General features: G+C 36.3%; 14 protein-coding genes. 7 read left to right on the forward strand and 7 right to left on the reverse strand.

All coding sequences use genetic code 11. The annotated features are described in order from the left end of the window. Positions 1-33 precede the first annotated feature (33 nt). Together ATE49_RS15675 and ATE49_RS15680 are read right to left on the reverse strand one after the other, a co-directional pair. Entirely contained in the window at positions 34-1,572 is a 1,539-nt protein-coding gene (locus ATE49_RS15675; protein ID WP_065083185.1) for a RagB/SusD family nutrient uptake outer membrane protein, read from the reverse strand. Between the two features lie 10 nt (positions 1,573-1,582). Next, entirely contained in the window at positions 1,583-4,495 is a 2,913-nt protein-coding gene (locus tag ATE49_RS15680; RefSeq protein ID WP_065082898.1) for a SusC/RagA family TonB-linked outer membrane protein, read from the reverse strand. A 178-nt stretch (positions 4,496-4,673) separates the two neighbouring features. On the opposite strand from ATE49_RS15680, the gene ATE49_RS15685 reads away from it, so the two are divergent. Together ATE49_RS15685 and ATE49_RS15690 are read left to right on the forward strand one after the other, a co-directional pair. Continuing rightward, positions 4,674-5,804 (forward strand): MFS transporter, encoded by a 1,131-nt coding sequence (locus ATE49_RS15685; RefSeq protein WP_233174327.1) that lies wholly within the window; start codon positions 4,674-4,676, stop codon positions 5,802-5,804. Positions 5,805-5,811: 7 nt separating this feature from the next. Next, positions 5,812-6,555, forward strand: a complete 744-nt coding sequence (locus ATE49_RS15690; RefSeq protein WP_065082900.1) for an NUDIX hydrolase — start codon at positions 5,812-5,814, stop codon at positions 6,553-6,555. 47 nt (positions 6,556-6,602) lie between these two features. Here the strand turns inward: ATE49_RS15690 and ATE49_RS15695 are convergent, their stop codons facing one another. From ATE49_RS15695 to ATE49_RS15705, 3 genes are all read right to left on the reverse strand, one after another. Next, positions 6,603-7,199 (reverse strand): superoxide dismutase, encoded by a 597-nt coding sequence (locus tag ATE49_RS15695; RefSeq protein WP_065082901.1) that lies wholly within the window; start codon positions 7,197-7,199, stop codon positions 6,603-6,605. A gap of 126 nt (positions 7,200-7,325) precedes the next feature. Next, on the reverse strand, positions 7,326-8,606 hold the full coding sequence (gene metK / locus ATE49_RS15700) for a methionine adenosyltransferase (RefSeq protein ID WP_065082902.1): 1,281 nt from the start codon (positions 8,604-8,606) through the stop codon (positions 7,326-7,328). A 202-nt stretch (positions 8,607-8,808) separates the two neighbouring features. Further along, positions 8,809-9,762, reverse strand: a complete 954-nt coding sequence (locus tag ATE49_RS15705) for a hydrogen peroxide-inducible genes activator (RefSeq protein ID WP_009086889.1) — start codon at positions 9,760-9,762, stop codon at positions 8,809-8,811. A 98-nt stretch (positions 9,763-9,860) separates the two neighbouring features. Between ATE49_RS15705 and ATE49_RS15710 the strand changes: the two genes are divergently transcribed. From ATE49_RS15710 to ATE49_RS15730, 5 genes are all read left to right on the forward strand, one after another. Next, positions 9,861-11,354 carry a catalase gene (locus tag ATE49_RS15710; protein WP_065082903.1) on the forward strand — a complete coding sequence of 498 codons (1,494 nt, stop codon included), beginning with the start codon at positions 9,861-9,863 and terminating at the stop codon, positions 11,352-11,354. Positions 11,355-11,480: 126 nt separating this feature from the next. Further along, positions 11,481-12,239 (forward strand): enoyl-CoA hydratase/isomerase family protein, encoded by a 759-nt coding sequence (locus tag ATE49_RS15715; RefSeq protein ID WP_065082904.1) that lies wholly within the window; start codon positions 11,481-11,483, stop codon positions 12,237-12,239. Then, on the forward strand, positions 12,239-12,679 hold the full coding sequence (locus ATE49_RS15720; protein ID WP_059155988.1) for a deoxycytidylate deaminase: 441 nt from the start codon (positions 12,239-12,241) through the stop codon (positions 12,677-12,679). The genes ATE49_RS15715 and ATE49_RS15720 overlap by 1 nt, the downstream gene beginning before the upstream one ends. Before the next feature lie 22 nt (positions 12,680-12,701). Further along, positions 12,702-13,631, forward strand: coding sequence for a site-specific tyrosine recombinase XerD (gene xerD, locus ATE49_RS15725; protein WP_065082905.1), 930 nt, complete (start codon positions 12,702-12,704; stop codon positions 13,629-13,631). Positions 13,632-13,640: 9 nt separating this feature from the next. Continuing rightward, complete coding sequence (locus tag ATE49_RS15730; protein ID WP_065082906.1) at positions 13,641-14,150, forward strand: NUDIX hydrolase; 510 nt, start codon at positions 13,641-13,643, stop codon at positions 14,148-14,150. Between the two features lie 38 nt (positions 14,151-14,188). On the opposite strand, the gene catB is transcribed toward ATE49_RS15730, so the two are convergent. Together catB and ATE49_RS15740 are read right to left on the reverse strand one after the other, a co-directional pair. Beyond that, positions 14,189-14,815, reverse strand: coding sequence for a type B chloramphenicol O-acetyltransferase (gene catB / locus ATE49_RS15735; RefSeq protein ID WP_065082907.1), 627 nt, complete (start codon positions 14,813-14,815; stop codon positions 14,189-14,191). 321 nt (positions 14,816-15,136) lie between these two features. After that, positions 15,137-15,589, reverse strand: a complete 453-nt coding sequence (locus tag ATE49_RS15740) for a heme-binding domain-containing protein (protein ID WP_081278496.1) — start codon at positions 15,587-15,589, stop codon at positions 15,137-15,139.

The raw sequence follows: 15,589 nt of genomic DNA on the forward strand, positions 1-15,589 counted from the left end.
CTATATGAAAAAACTTTCATATTAAAATTGAAATTAGTATCCTGGGTTTTGTTTAATTACGGTATTGATTAACTCTTTATATGGTATTGGAAGAATTTCGTTTTTATTTGGCTTAAACCCTCTGTTTCCAAGGACTACAGGTGCATCTCCCCATCTTACCAAGTCAAACCAACGGTGTCCTTCACCAGCAAGTTCTCTTCTTCTTTCATCTTTTATCGCCTGCATAGAAACGGGTACAGATGGTAGTCCTACTCTTTGCCTTACTGCATCCAAGAGTGCCTGAGCTCTGGCTCCGGAAGCATTTAGTGCTTCTGCCTCCATCAGATAGGTATCCGCCAAACGAATTATATAAACATCTTGTGAGAAATTCAATTCAGTATTTCCGGTCCCTGTGGTTCTGTCAGCTTGCGTTGGTAAAAATTTATTCAGGAAGTAACCCGTGTCTTTATATGCCGGCGCATAATCTACATAGCCATCTGCCTTCAATTTTTTAGCATTATAAATGGTAGCATCCATCCTTGGATCTCCAAGCATAAAATTATAAAGATCTTCCGTTACTATATTAAAAGCCCACCCTCCGGAATAAACATCTTTAACATTTGCAGCTATTCCGGCAGTTGTTCGTTGAAACGAGCGAGGTCCTACCATTTGGTTTACGGAATTACCTCTATCTCTTCCTGAGCCCCAGCCTCCCCAATCTACATTTGCATTACTTGTACACACAAGTTCAAAAACAGATTCTGAATTAAATTTATTTTTGAAATCCCACAAATCATTATAATTAGCCAGAAGTTTATATCCGTACTGACTTGTCCCTCCCGGAGCACCATTTACATCAGCAAATTGTGCTGCTGCGAGATCTTTTTTCCCATCGTATAAGTAAATTTTTCCCAATAATGCTTTTGCCGCTCCCTGAGTTAGCCTTCCTCTATCTCCACCCGCAACAATTGAAGGAAGAACCGGAATTGCTGCCAGTAGATCAGTCTCTATCTGCTGATAGATCTTTTTGGGATCATCCTGAGGGATATTGTAATAATTATCTGTTGCCTGAACCGGTTTAAGAATTAATGGAATATTTTTAAACATTCTTAACAATTCAAAGTAATACATTGCCCTAAGTGTAAGAGCTTCTGCATTAAATCGCGCTTTTTCATTCGTATCCATAGACACCGCAGGAAGTTTTTCAACAAGGGTATTCGCTCTTGAAATTCCCTGAAAATATATATTCCAGTAGCTTTGAGGCATAATTATAGGATCTATACTATAATTAGAAAATCCCTGAATTCCTGCACCATCTGAATTACTTCCTCCACCAGCGTAAAAATCATCAGAAGCAGCATTAAAAAAGGTAAGCATGTTTTCAAAACCAGCAGCATATTTACCAATCGGATCATATGTTGCTACCAAAGCTTGAAATGCCTGATCTCTATTCTGATAAAAGCTTTCTGAGTCAAAAGCCCCTTTATTCTGAACATCTGTAATATTATCTGTGTTACAAGAGTTTAAAACACCTAATGTAATTACCGACAGGAATAAAACGGCTGTACTCTTATATATTTTATTTGTTTTCATTTTGTTCATCTTAGAATTGAATATTAGCACCAAAAATAAATGTCCGTGCCTGCGGATAATAGGCTCTGTCTATACCATACGAATCTCCAGCAGCTATTTCCGGATCGTAGCCCGTATATTTGGTAATTGTAAATAAATTTTCAGCTGTAATGTAGAATCTGAATTTATTGCCTCCTAATTTTTTTGTCAACTCCATTGGTAAAGTATACCCAAGCTGAATTAGTTTTAATCTAAAATAGTCTCCTTTTTGTAAATAAAAATCAGACATATATGAGAAATTTTTATTGGTATCATTAGTCGTCAACCTTGCATAAGTGTTTGATGTTCCTTCACCATGCCAACGCTCTAATGCAGATGTTTGATAGTTTGCATCCTGCATGTCCAGTCGTCTTAGTCCCTGGAAAATTTTATTTCCACCCTGACCTTGTCCAAATATCATCAAATCGAAATTCTTATAATTTAAATTAACAGTCAAGCCATATGTAAACTTAGGAAGTGAATTTCCCAAATAAGTATAATCATCGGTATTAATCTTTCCATCTCCATTAGCATCTACCCATCGGAAATCTCCTGGCTTAGCATCCGGCTGGATCTTATTACCATTTTTGTCTACATAAGAGTTAATTTCCGCCTGGTTCTGGAAAACACCATTTCTCATTAACCCAAAGAATGATCCATATGGTGACCCTACCTGTAAGCGGGATACATCACCCATGGATTGAAATCCTGCTAAAGACACAAATTTTTTACCATTTTCCAGACGTAGTATTTCATTTTTAATATATGAGAAGTTCCCATTAACTGAAATTCCGAAGTCTTCTGTAATATTCTTCTTATAGCCGAGCTCAATCTCAATTCCTTTATTACTCATATCCCCAACATTCGCTGCCGGAGAATCTGTTACTCCAATATAACCCGGAAGGTCAACATATCTTAAGATATCAGTAGTTTTCTTGTTAAACCAGTCAACTCCTAAGGTGAAATCATTAAACAATCTTAAATCAGCACCAATATTAGTTTGAGCAGTCTGTTCCCAATGTAAATCTCTATTTTCTAAAGTCTTCAGCCTATATCCAATACCAACAAACTCGGTTTTCCCATCATAAAACGGATAGTTACTTCCTCCAATAATTGTAGCTCTGTATAGGAAGTTGTCAATTGCATCATTTCCGGTCTTACCATATCCACCTCGAATTTTCAGCATATTAACAACTTTGTTTTCCGGCCAGAAGTTTTCTTTAGAAATTACCCAACCTGCAGATGCTGCCGGGAATGTTCCCCAGACTTTGTTAGGACCAAATTTCGACGACCCATCTCTCCTTATTGTACCAGTAAATAAATATTTCCCATCATAATCATAAATTAATCTTCCAAAGTATGATGCTTTCTTGGTTTGTATTCCATCCGTTGCCCATGTTCTTTTGTCAGTATCAGGAATGCTAAAATTAAATGATGCATCTTTATAGCTGGTTATAGGCAACCCCGTATAAGTTGTTCCTTGTCCTTCAGCAATATTGTAAACATAAAAACCTTGCCCCAGTAAAGCATCAAAAGTATGTTTCCCAAGTTTCTTGTGGTAGTTCAATGTGTTTTCTGTACTCCATTCAAATTTTCTCTGAGTTTCTCTATAGAGACTATTTTTATTGGTATTACTATAAGTAGGACTTAGATAAAACAGCGGTGTAAAACTCTGATTTCCCCAATAAGATAATTTACCATTCAATGTAGTCTTAAAAGTAAAGTCTTTTAATAACTTGAGTTCAGCATAAACGTTCCCTACGAAATCATCACTCCAGTTATAGTTTCCAAGCTGTGTTTGTTGAAAAGCCAATGGATTGGACATTTCCTGATTAACAAGACTGGATATTCCATAAGGGTTTCCCCCCGGAGCACGCAAAATATATGGATTATTATATGCACTGGATTTAATTTTCGCAGGATCTGTTTCTATAACAGGAGTTGTTGGATCTAAATTGATTGCAGAACTTAAAGGTCCACCAAACTCACCGTTCGAATTAATTCCCTGAGATTTAACATGAGTATAATTCAATGTTTGTCCAACTGTAAGGAAAGGAAAAACTTTATGAGATGAATTCAATCTGGCTGTAATCCTCTTATAATTTGAAATATCCCGCATTACAATTCCCTCCTGATTATAATACCCAAATGAGCTAAAGAATGTCGATTTATCATTTCCCCCACTTACACTAATATCATGAGATGTTCTTGCAGCAGAATTGAATATTAATTTTTGCCAGTCCGTACCAGCTCCCAACGCATCAGGATTTGGAAAATATGCACTGCCTCCTCCATTAATACGTTTTTCATTAGCCAACATAGCATATTGAGAAGCATTCAGTAAGTCCAATTTTTTTGCAGCATTACCAACTCCATAGAATCCATTATAAGATAAAGATATCTTCCCTTGTTTTCCTTTTTTAGTTGTAACCAGAATAACACCTCTTGCAGCAGAAACACCGTATATTGAAGCAGAAGCTCCATCTTTCAGAATTTCCATGCTCTCGATGTCCGATTGATTTAGGAAACCAATGTTGTCCACAGCAATACCATCTACAATCCATAAAGGATCATTTCCGGCACCAAAACTGGTAATACCTCTTACTCTAATGGTTGCTGCAGATCCGGGCTGTCCGGAGTTAGACACTACAGAAACTCCTGAAGCCCGACCTTGCAAGACCTGTTCTGGCCTTCCGGCTGGAACATTTTCAAGGTCCTTTGCTTTAATACTGGCAATAGCACCGGTAACATTACTCTTTTTCTGTGTACCGTATCCAATGACTACTACCTCTTCAATCTTTTTCTCACTAGCGGCCGTATCCTTTTTCGACTGCTGTGCATTAATATTTGCTGTAAAATATAAAACAGCAATTAAGCTTAGATTACGAATTGGTGATTGTTTCATATTATTATTATCTCTCTTAGAGACAATAATAATAAATTTTAGGATATGTTAACAAAAAATTTAACTTTTCTTAATATTCATCGGTTATAAAAGCTTATTTTTGAATACTAAATATTCGTTTTTGAGCAAAAAAAATTCACTGAAAATAGGGCTCGCACTGAGTTTTTTTACATTTTCAATGCTTTTGAACTGTTTAAGCATTGTTATTCTTAATTATTTTGGACAAAAAAAATTCGTCCTTCTTGGTTCATTAGAAGTATTTAAAGATTTACCTATTGCCTTTCTGGCAGCATTAATATCACGCTACATCCCACGGATAGGCCATCTCAACTCAATTATAACAGGTTTATCCATAGCCTTTATTTTATGTATAATAACGCCTTTTGCCGATGATTTTTGGTTTTTCAAAATCTGGTTCTTATTGATCGGACTATGTTTTATACTGGTAAAAATTTCCGTACTCTACATTACCATTAATCTGAGCAAAGCAGAGGAAAACGGCAGCCGTTTTATGCAGTTTATCGAAGCCTCATTTATGGCAGGAATTGTTATTGTAAATCTTATTTTTGGGCTTATTATGGGAAGTTCTTCACCATATTTATGGAAATATGGTTTCTGGGCAATTGCTTTTTTCAGCCTTTTAACAATAGGCTTTCTTTACTCCGGAAAAACTGTATGGCAAAAGGCTTATACCAACACATCCGATCAGAAGAGCACTATAGTATTAAGCAGCTGGCAAGTGATGAAAAAATCATTCTTATTTCTGGCAATTGTCTTTTTTATCATCATAACCGAGCAGAGTTTTACAACATGGCTTCCAACATATTCTAAAGCCATATTCAATGCCGATCCATTCGCTGCCACACAAACCACTGTAATATTTGCCTTTTCAGCACTTGCCGGAAGGATTATTTATGGCATGCTGATTCTTAAGCGCTCCTGGAACAAACTATTTGCAGGGTTATTAGTCTCTATTTTTATTATTGTATCCTGCATTAGTGGTATACTTATATTCGAAAAGCCACATCAGGTATTTTTATATCTGATTCCTTGCATGGGCTTCTTTATTGGTCCACTATATCCTATTATCAATGCCCATCAGCTTTACAGCTTACCAAATGAGCAGGAAAGAGGCACACTGCTGGGACTTATTATTGTCTTTTCATCTCTGGCATCATGTACAAGTTCTTTGGTTATTGGTCTTACTCTGGATCATATCCAACCAGAATATGCATTTACTTTACTATTTTTGCCAACGATAGCATTATCTCTATTATTTTTAAATTACAAACGACAACCAATCTCATAATATCCATATGAAAAAAAATACAACTCCTGAAGCTAATAATAATCTGCAGACCCTTGTTGAAACAAATGATTTCATCAAGCAGCTTTCTATCGACTGCGTTATTTTTGGCTTCCATAATAAAAGTCTGAAAGTTCTAATGCTCAAATATTTCAATATGGATATCTGGGCACTTCCTGGGGGATTTATCTTTAAAGATGAAAATGTAGATGATGCAGCATACCGATTATTGTATGAAAGAACTCATCTGGACGAAATATTCCTGGAACAGTTTTATACTTTTGGTAACAAGAACCGTACAGAATCGGATATCCACAATCGACTTACAAAAAATAAGGAAATAGATCTTCCGAAAGATCACTGGCTTTTCGAGCGACACATTAGTATAGGTTATTATGCTCTTATAGATTATACTTTATCTTCTACATTCCCGGATGCATTTAGTGAAAAATGCGAATGGTTTGACGTTCATAATCTTCCTAAGGAAATAGCATTTGACCACCGCGAGATTATTGAAAAAGGCATGGAATTCTTAAGTAAAAACTTGGATTACAAAATCTACGGAAGTAATCTGTTACCAGAAAAATTTACCATGAAGGAGCTGCAAAATTTATATGAATGTATTTTGGGAGAACCACTCAGAAGGAATAATTTTCAGCGAAAAATGCTCAGTCTGGATTTTCTGGAACGTCTGGAAAAGAAATTCGACGGATCAGCAAACAAAGCTCCGTTTTACTACAAATTTAAAAAATAAAAAAAGGGAACAGAATCTGTTCCCTTTTTTTATGCTAAAGAAAAGTATTATTTGTTATAATTCTCTTCTACTTTATCCCAGTTGATTACATCAAAGAAAGCTGTTACATAGTCAGGTCTCTTGTTCTGATATTTTAGGTAATAAGCATGTTCCCATACATCAATACCTAATACAGGTGTACCTGAAACACCAGCTCCCGGAGTGATTGGGCTGTCCTGATTAGCAGTAGATCCAACAGATACAGATCCGTCTGCATTTTTAATTAACCAAGCCCATCCTGAACCAAATCTTGTTTTAGCAGCTTCAGCGAAATCAGTTTTGAATTTTTCAAGACCACCATAATTTTCGATAGCTTCTTTTACTTTTCCTACCGGCTCTTTTGATCCGCCTGGAGTTAAAATCTCCCAGAATAAAGTATGGTTGAAGTGACCACCACCGTTGTTTCTCACAGCTGGTTTGTCGCTACCTTCTTTAATTACTTCCTCGATAGTTTTACCTTCAAGATCAGTTCCTGCAATCGCCTTATTAAGGTTATCTACATAAGCCTGGTGATGCTTTGTGTAGTGTATTTCCATTGTTTGAGCATCGATAGTTGGTTCTAATGCATCGTAAGCATATCCTAGTTTTGGTAATTCAAATGACATTTTTAATAATTTTAAAGTTAATAATCAAAATTAAGGAATAAAACCCGGCAAAGCTAATTTGATTTTTAAATTTTATAAATCTTTAACATAGAAAAAGCCGTTTACTAGAAACGGCTTTGATATGATTTATAATCCAAATTCTTTTTTGATATCGTCGACTCTGTCGAGCTTTTCCCAAGTGAAGAATTCAAGATCTTTTAGTGTAAGTTCATTAGCAGATCCTCTGTTAAAAGTTTTGTCTGCTACATAATATTCTTTCCCCATATGACCATAAGAAGCAGTTTCCTGATAAATAGGATTTCTAAGCTTCAGGTTCTGTTCAATAGCATACGGACGAAGGTCGAATACTTTTGAAACTTTGTTAGCAATCTCACCGTCAGTTAAACCAACTTTAGAAGTCCCGTAAGTATTGATGAATAATCCACAAGGTTCTGCAACACCAATTGCATAAGAAACCTGTACTAAAACTTCGTTTGCAACTCCTGCAGCAACAAGATTTTTAGCAATATGGCGGGTTGCATAAGCTGCACTTCTGTCTACTTTTGAAGGATCTTTTCCAGAGAAAGCACCACCACCGTGTGCTCCTTTACCACCGTAAGTATCTACGATAATCTTTCTTCCTGTAAGACCTGTATCACCATGAGGACCACCAATCACAAATTTACCTGTCGGGTTAATGTGATATTTGATTTGGTCGTTGAATAATACCTGAATATGTTCCGGCTGAGTTGCAACAACTCTAGGGATTAATATATTCTTGATATCCTCACGGATTTTAGCTAACATTTCTTCTTCAGATGCAAAATCATCATGCTGTGTAGAAACAACGATAGAATCTATACGGATTGGCTTATGATCATCTGAATATTCAATAGTCACCTGGCTTTTAGCATCCGGACGGAGATAAGTAATCTCTTTACTTTCTCTTCTTATCGCCGATAATTCTCTTAGAATAGAGTGTGCCAAATCCAGTGCTAAAGGCATATAATTAGCCGTTTCATTGGTTGCATAACCAAACATCATTCCCTGGTCTCCTGCTCCCTGTGCATTCGCTTTAGCTTCAAAGCTCTCATCAGTAACTTTTCTGTCAACTCCCTGATTAATATCCGGAGACTGCTCATGAATTGCTGAAATTACACCACAAGAATCACCATTAAACATGTATTCTCCTTTGGTATAACCAATTCCGTTAATTACTTCTCTGGCAATATGCTGTACATCTAAATAAGCTGAAGATTTTACTTCTCCTGCTAATACAACCTGACCAGTCGTTACCAAAGTTTCACATGCTACTTTGGAATCTTTATCATAAGCTAAGAAATTATCAATTAGGGCATCGGATATCTGATCTGCAATTTTATCCGGGTGTCCTTCAGAAACAGATTCTGATGTAAATAAATATGGCATAATACAATATATTATTATGTTAAAATACTGGAATATGCACTGATTGAAAAGACAAGAAATACCGTTTTAGCATTTTTTTAATGAGGTTGCAATCAGCACAAATTTTTCCTCTCAATAACTTGGTTGCAAATTTACATCTTTTATTTAAAAAACAATTAAACAAAAGATGCTTTTTATCATACTAAGTTAGTAGAGGTTTAACCTATTCTGGCTTAACCCCCACAAAATCAGCTGGTGCAGCATCATACTTCAGTTTATTTTTCAGAGATTCCCGAATAGAATCCGTCATTTCATCCAGAAGTTTCTGCTTGTATGTCGGCTTATAATAAATAAGACTTATTTCTCTTTTCGGATAAGGCTTTCTGAAATGGAATACCTTTTCTCTTTGCCCTTCCGTAAGGTGGTCTACAGCCATTTCCGGAATAACAGTCAATCCCCCTACTCTGTCTACCATCTGGACCAAAGTATTAACACTGGATGCTTTGAAATCCAGATTAGATGGCTTCAGTTCATTTTCTTTTAATTTACAGATATTTTCTACCTGCGTACGAAGGCAGTTTCCTTCTGATAATAACCAAACGTCTTCCAGATCAATATCTTCAGGGATAATAAAACTGTCTCCGTCTTTGTTAAGATCTTTATTAGAAGAATAAATTAATAATTCTTCGTTGTACAGAAAGTCGCTAAAGAACTCATCTGCAGCGGCATAAGGTGTAGAAATAATCCCTGCATCAATCTCACCGGATTTTAGTGCTTTAATTACATTCTCTGTAGTCATTTCCTTCACATTCATTTCAATCTTAGGATTTCTTCTGAGGAAATCAAAGATTTCATTTGGCAGCAGGAATGCAGATACTGTCGGAATAATTCCAAGATTAATTTTTCCTGATACGATGTTATTCAGGAGATTGGCCCTGTTACGGAGTTCCATAACATCATCTATAATCTTTTTGGCCTGCTCTATAATCTGTTGACCAGCATCTGTTGTACGAATAGGATGGCTTGTACGGTCAAAAATCTTGATATCCAACTCTTCTTCAAATTTCTGAATCATCGCACTCAATGTTGGTTGTGTTATAAAACATGCCTGCGCTGCTTTACCGAAGTGTTTATACTTGTCAACAGCGATCAAGTATTCAAGTTGTTGGATATTCATAGAATATATAAATTAAAAGTATAACAAATATAGCTATTTTCTTTTTGATAAAATGCCTAATTTTACTAATCCAAAAATACTTAAATAAAAATACAGTTATGGAAAATAAAAAGAAGCTTACCAACGCAGCCGGGATACCATACTACTATCATGAAGATTCACAAACTGTTGGTTCCAGAGGCCCTGTTTTATTGCAAGACTTTATTTTACAGGAGAATTTAGCTCATTTTGTAAGAGAAAGAATCCCTGAAAGGATTGTACATGCTAAGGGTTCTGGTGCTTACGGAAAATTTACTGTAACTGGTGATATTAGTAAATATACCCGTGCAAAGCTTTTCTCTAAAGTAGGAAATGAATGTAAGATGTTTGCCCGTTTCTCTACTGTTGGAGGAGAAAAAGGAAGTGCAGATACAGAAAGAGACCCAAGAGGATTTGCTCTGAAATTTTATACTGAAGACGGTAACTGGGATCTGGTAGGAAATAATACTCCGGTATTTTTCATTAAAGATGCAAAGAAGTTCCCGGACTTTATACATACCCAGAAGAGAGTACCTAGGACTAACCTGAAAGACCATACTGTAATGTGGGATTACTGGTCTCTGAACCCTGAATCTCTGCATCAAGTACTAATTCTGATGTCTGACAGGGGTACACCTCATGGTTACAGACATATGCATGGCTATGGCTCTCATACCTTTGCTATGATTAATGATAAGAACGAAAGACATTGGGTAAAATTCCATTTCAAAAGCCAGCAGGGAATCAAAAACTTCAACAATGAAGAGGCTACTGAAATGAAAGGTAAAAACCCGGATTTCGCACAGGAAGATCTTGTTGATGCAATAGACAATGGAAATTTTCCTAAATGGACAATGCAAATACAGGTAATGACAGAGGAACAGGCTAAAAACTTCCGTTGGAATCCTTTCGATGTTACTAAAGTGTGGCCACATAGCGAATATCCATTAATCGACGTTGGTGTTATGGAACTAAATGAAGTTCCTGTAAACTATTTTGCCCATGTTGAGCAAAGTACATTTGCACCCAGCAATCTTATAGACGGTATCAGCTTCTCTCCAGACAAAATGCTTCAGGGGCGCTTGTTCTCTTATGCCGATGCCCATCGTTACAGAGTTGGTGTCAATTCCCATCACTTACCCGTAAACGCATGTCCTTTCCAGGTAAACAACTACCAGAGAGACGGTTATATGGCTATGGGAGACAACGGCGGAGATGCACCTAATTATTTCCCGAATAGCTTTGACAATATAACTCCGGATCCGGCATATAAACCTTTCGAAGAAGAATTGGACAGTGCTCATGTAGCATTTTTCGACAGAAATAAGGATGACAATGATCACTACACTCAGCCCGGACTTTTATATTCCAAAGCGATGAATGATGAGGATAGAAAAAATCTTATTCACAATATCGTAGAACACATGAAAGGAATAAAGGGAGAGAAAAAGGATCTTATTATCAACAGACAATTATGCCATTTTTTCAGAGCTAATATTGATCTGGGGATAAAAATAGCAGGCAGCCTTGGAGTAACGATAGATGCCAGCCAGATGCAGCATTCAACCCAATAAAATATCATTTTTTTATAGATAAAGCCAAACTCGTATTTTGTAGTTTGGTTTTTTTTATTACTTTTAACTAATATTCTTTATTTTTTTTCAAAAATTAGAGATATAATTCTTACAAAAGAAGCTAATATGAACATTAACACACGCCAGGAAAACAATATTTTTACGATAGAAATTAATCGCCCCGAGAGTCTGAATGCACTAAATGGACAGACCTTACTGGAGATTAATGAGGCTGTTTCCCATGCTGAGGAAAATCCGGAAATCCGGGTTACTATTATTACCGGAAGTGGTGAAAAATCTTTTGTTGCCGGAGCCGACATTAAAGAATTCTCAGATTATAATGCTGCTCAGGCAGAAGAAATGTCCAGAAAGGGACATATAAATGTTTTTGATAAAATTGAAAATTTAAAGAAACCGGTTATTGCTGCAATTAATGGTTTTGCATTGGGTGGAGGACTAGAGCTGGCAATGGCTTGTCATATCCGTTATGCATCTGAAACTGCCAGATTGGGTTTACCGGAGGTTACTTTAGGTCTTATTCCAGGATATGGAGGAACACAAAGACTTCCAAAATTAGTAGGTAAAGGTCTTGCCAACGAAATTATATTCTCCGCAAAAATGATTTCTGCTCAAAGAGCTAAAGAAATAGGATTGGTAAATGAAGTTTTTCCATTAGCTGAATTGATGGATAAAACAAAAGAGCTGGCTTCTACAATTGCCAAAAACTCACCTCTTGCTATTACAGAAGCCATTGCTGCCGTAAATGCTTCATATTCTGAAAATGGATTTGAAAAGGAGATAAAATCTTTCGGAAAATTATTCGAACTGGAAGATAAAAAGGAAGGAGTTGCAGCGTTTATAGAGAAGAGAAAACCAAATTTCTAATGGGGAGTGAGATTACTAAATTTGATATCGCATATCTCCGTATGGCTAAAGAATGGGCCAAACTTTCTTATTGCAAAAGAAAGCAGGTAGGGGCACTGATTGTGAACAACCGTACTATTATCTCGGATGGCTATAACGGGACACCTTCAGGGTTTGAAAATTGTTGCGAGGATACAGAAGGAAAGACACATTGGTATGTTCTTCATGCAGAGGCTAACGCAATTCTGAAACTGGCTAACTCTACACAATCATGTAAAGGAGCCACTTTATACCTTACGCTGTCTCCTTGTAAGGAATGCAGTAAGCTTATACACCAGTCCGGCATAAGACGTTTGGTATACATTGATGCCTATTCCGATGATGCGGGGCTCAAATTCCTGAAAGAAGCAGGAGTTGAAATATTACAAATACACGACACACAACTTGAGAATATAATATAAAAATAATATCAAAAACACACACATGGATGAAAAAAAGAATTGGGATATACAAATTAAAAACTTTGCAGAATACTTAAAATTCGAGAAAAACTTTTCCAACAATACTTTAGACGCCTATATCAGAGATCTAAAAAAACTGGCAGAGTATGCTCAGGAATTTTTAGGAGACCTTTCACCTGAAAAGATCACTTATGATCATTTATTAGACTTTATGCAATATCAGTCTAAACAAGGCATTAGTGAAAGAACTCAGGCCCGTTGGGTATCTTCTACAAAAGCTTTTTATAAATATCTCTTCGAAGAAGAATTGATACAGGAAAATCCTACATCTTTACTGGAGGGTCCAAAGTTGGGTTTATACCTACCGGACACCCTTAGTTTTGATGATGTGGAGAAACTAGTTTCAGTTATTGACCAGAGTACTGATATCGGACAGCGGAACTTTTGCATAATTGAAGTTCTCTATGGCTGCGGTCTCCGTGTTTCAGAATTAATTGACCTAAAGTTATCTGACATTAATTTTAATGAATCTTATATCAGGGTTGAAGGTAAGGGCAAGAAAGTAAGATTTGTCCCGTTAGCTCCGTATACGCAAAAAATTCTTCAGAATTACATTCAGCATACCAGAAGCCATATGCGAATAGCTCCGAAAAGCACAGATGTTGCTTTTCTGAATAGCAGAGGAACCGCTTTATCCAGAGTAATGGTATTTATCATGATCAAAGAAATGGCTGCAAAAGCAGGGATCTACAGAAGTATCTCTCCGCATACATTCAGGCATTCTTTTGCAACACATTTATTACAAAATGGTGCTGATCTTAGATTCATACAGGAATTATTGGGCCATTCCAGCATTACAACTACCCAGGTATATACACATTTGGATACAGAGAATCTACGGACTGCTATTATTGATTTTCACCCACGAAACAATAAACATCATATAGAATAAACAGAATATATGCTAAATCTAAAATTCTGCCCAAGCTGTGGAAAAGAGAGTCTGACTTTTAACGGAAGGAAAATGCATTGCGCATCCTGCGCCTTCGTTTTTTACAATAATACTGCAGCTGCTGTTGCTGTTGTAATAAAGTGTGGCAGCGAGGTTATGCTAACCCGAAGAAATCAGGATCCTTCCCATGGTAAGCTAGATCTTGCCGGTGGATTTATAGATTTTGAAGAAACAGCAGAGAATGCCTGTCGCAGAGAGTTATTTGAAGAAATGCAGATAGAAGTTGATGAAAGCAGACTGAAATACATCTGTAGTATTCCTAATACTTATCCTTACAAGGATATTCTATATCATACTATGGATCTTTTCTTTGAATATGAGGTGACAGAAAAATTTGATGTTATACTCGAAGAGCATGAGATTTCTGATACAATCTGGATTAAGAAAAATGAAATTGATCTGAACGAGATTGCTTTTGAATCGCAAAAACTATTTTTTGAAAAATACAGATTACAATAAAAATAACGAAAGGCCCTAAAACAGGGCTTTTTTTATTTTCAGATATTCTTATAAAACTTGTATAACAAATCGATATTACCGGAACAAAGTATAGGCATTGCTTCTGCAAGAACCTCTTCATTCCATTGCCACCATTTTATTTCGAGCAATATTGCTATATGGTTTTCACTAAATCTTTTTTTAATCAGTTTTGCAGGATTACCTCCAATAATAGCATAGGGTTCTACATCTTTTGTTACTAATGCCCGACTGCCTATTACTGCTCCATCCCCTACTTTTATTCCCGGCATAATCATCGCCTCACCTCCAATCCACACATCGTTACCAATTATTGTATCACCCGCATTTTTAAAGGCATCAATACTATTTCTAAAGGCTTCCACTTCGTTCATATAAAAAAATGGAAAGCTCGATATCCAGTCATATCGGTGTCCCTGATTACCTGCCATAATAAAGCTGGCACCCGTTCCTATAGAACAGTAAGATCCTATAATTAATTTATCTACATCATCTCTGTCTGGCATCAAATAGCGGGCACAGTCGTCAAATGAATGTCCGTGGTAGTAGCCTGAATAATAAGAATATTTACCGGCAATAATATTAGGGTTCTGGATATGATCTTTAATAATTTTCCCTTTGAAAGGGCTTTCGAAGAAATTTTTCACGTTTATAACTTTTAAACTTAACAATAGAAGAAACAGAAGTTATATAATAATAACTCCTAAAAAGTGGTGTACGTTAATGTAAAAAAGCTAGTGCGTTAATTTCATAAATCAAATTTATAAAAATATATAGGAGCTAAAAGCTGGGCTAAGTTTTAATTTAAAAATAATAGGCTTCAACAGGCACTGCCTGACACCTCTAAAAGGAATACATTTTGGGCAAGCAATTTCACTTTGAGCCAAGCCTGTAAAGAACCTGACGAATTATTGAAGAGTATTAGCTAGAAAATTAAAAAAACTCTAAAACTAAAACCAATAAGGCATCTAATACCTGCTATCAGTCAGTAGCTTCTTAAAATACTCAGTGAGCGTATTTCTTTCAGTATTATTTAGATTTGCTTCCGGATGCTTTAAAATATATGCAGGCATTGGCATAGAACGCTGCTCTATCGTAGCAACTGACTTCTGCAGTATAGTCGTCTTCTGATCTTTATTGTACTGACTCCATTCAGAATAATTCAACCGTGCTTTCCCCTCGTTTACATGATCCTTTACCGTCCACGAAATAGGCGCAACATAAGAGTACCACGGATACTTTGTTTCATCAGAATGACAGTCATAACAGGCACGCTGTAAAAGCTGCGTAACGTCTGCCGGAGATTGTTGTATACTAACAAAGTTATCTTTCTTATCTACAGGTTTATTGGTTCTGTTTACAGGGATAAGCTGGATAGCGACTAATACAACAAGTCCCCAGAATAAGATTTTCTTTATCAT

It is taken from the genome of Elizabethkingia miricola (assembly GCF_001675285.1).
GTDB classification, from domain to species: domain Bacteria; phylum Bacteroidota; class Bacteroidia; order Flavobacteriales; family Weeksellaceae; genus Elizabethkingia; species Elizabethkingia miricola.

Excerpts from the sequence above, each read along its gene's own strand:
- ATE49_RS15675 (WP_065083185.1), bottom strand. The coding sequence starts at position 1,572 with ATGAAAACAAATAAAATATATAAGAGTACAGCCGTTTTATTCCTGTCG.
- ATE49_RS15680 (WP_065082898.1), bottom strand. The coding sequence starts at position 4,495 with ATGAAACAATCACCAATTCGTAATCTAAGCTTAATTGCTGTTTTATAT.
- ATE49_RS15685 (WP_233174327.1), top strand. The coding sequence starts at position 4,674 with ATGCTTTTGAACTGTTTAAGCATTGTTATTCTTAATTATTTTGGACAA.
- ATE49_RS15690 (WP_065082900.1), top strand. The coding sequence starts at position 5,812 with ATGAAAAAAAATACAACTCCTGAAGCTAATAATAATCTGCAGACCCTT.
- ATE49_RS15695 (WP_065082901.1), bottom strand. The coding sequence starts at position 7,199 with ATGTCATTTGAATTACCAAAACTAGGATATGCTTACGATGCATTAGAA.
- metK (WP_065082902.1), bottom strand. The coding sequence starts at position 8,606 with ATGCCATATTTATTTACATCAGAATCTGTTTCTGAAGGACACCCGGAT.
- ATE49_RS15705 (WP_009086889.1), bottom strand. The coding sequence starts at position 9,762 with ATGAATATCCAACAACTTGAATACTTGATCGCTGTTGACAAGTATAAA.
- ATE49_RS15710 (WP_065082903.1), top strand. The coding sequence starts at position 9,861 with ATGGAAAATAAAAAGAAGCTTACCAACGCAGCCGGGATACCATACTAC.
- ATE49_RS15715 (WP_065082904.1), top strand. The coding sequence starts at position 11,481 with ATGAACATTAACACACGCCAGGAAAACAATATTTTTACGATAGAAATT.
- ATE49_RS15720 (WP_059155988.1), top strand. The coding sequence starts at position 12,239 with ATGGGGAGTGAGATTACTAAATTTGATATCGCATATCTCCGTATGGCT.
- xerD (WP_065082905.1), top strand. The coding sequence starts at position 12,702 with ATGGATGAAAAAAAGAATTGGGATATACAAATTAAAAACTTTGCAGAA.
- ATE49_RS15730 (WP_065082906.1), top strand. The coding sequence starts at position 13,641 with ATGCTAAATCTAAAATTCTGCCCAAGCTGTGGAAAAGAGAGTCTGACT.
- ATE49_RS15740 (WP_081278496.1), bottom strand. The coding sequence starts at position 15,589 with ATGATAAAGAAAATCTTATTCTGGGGACTTGTTGTATTAGTCGCTATC.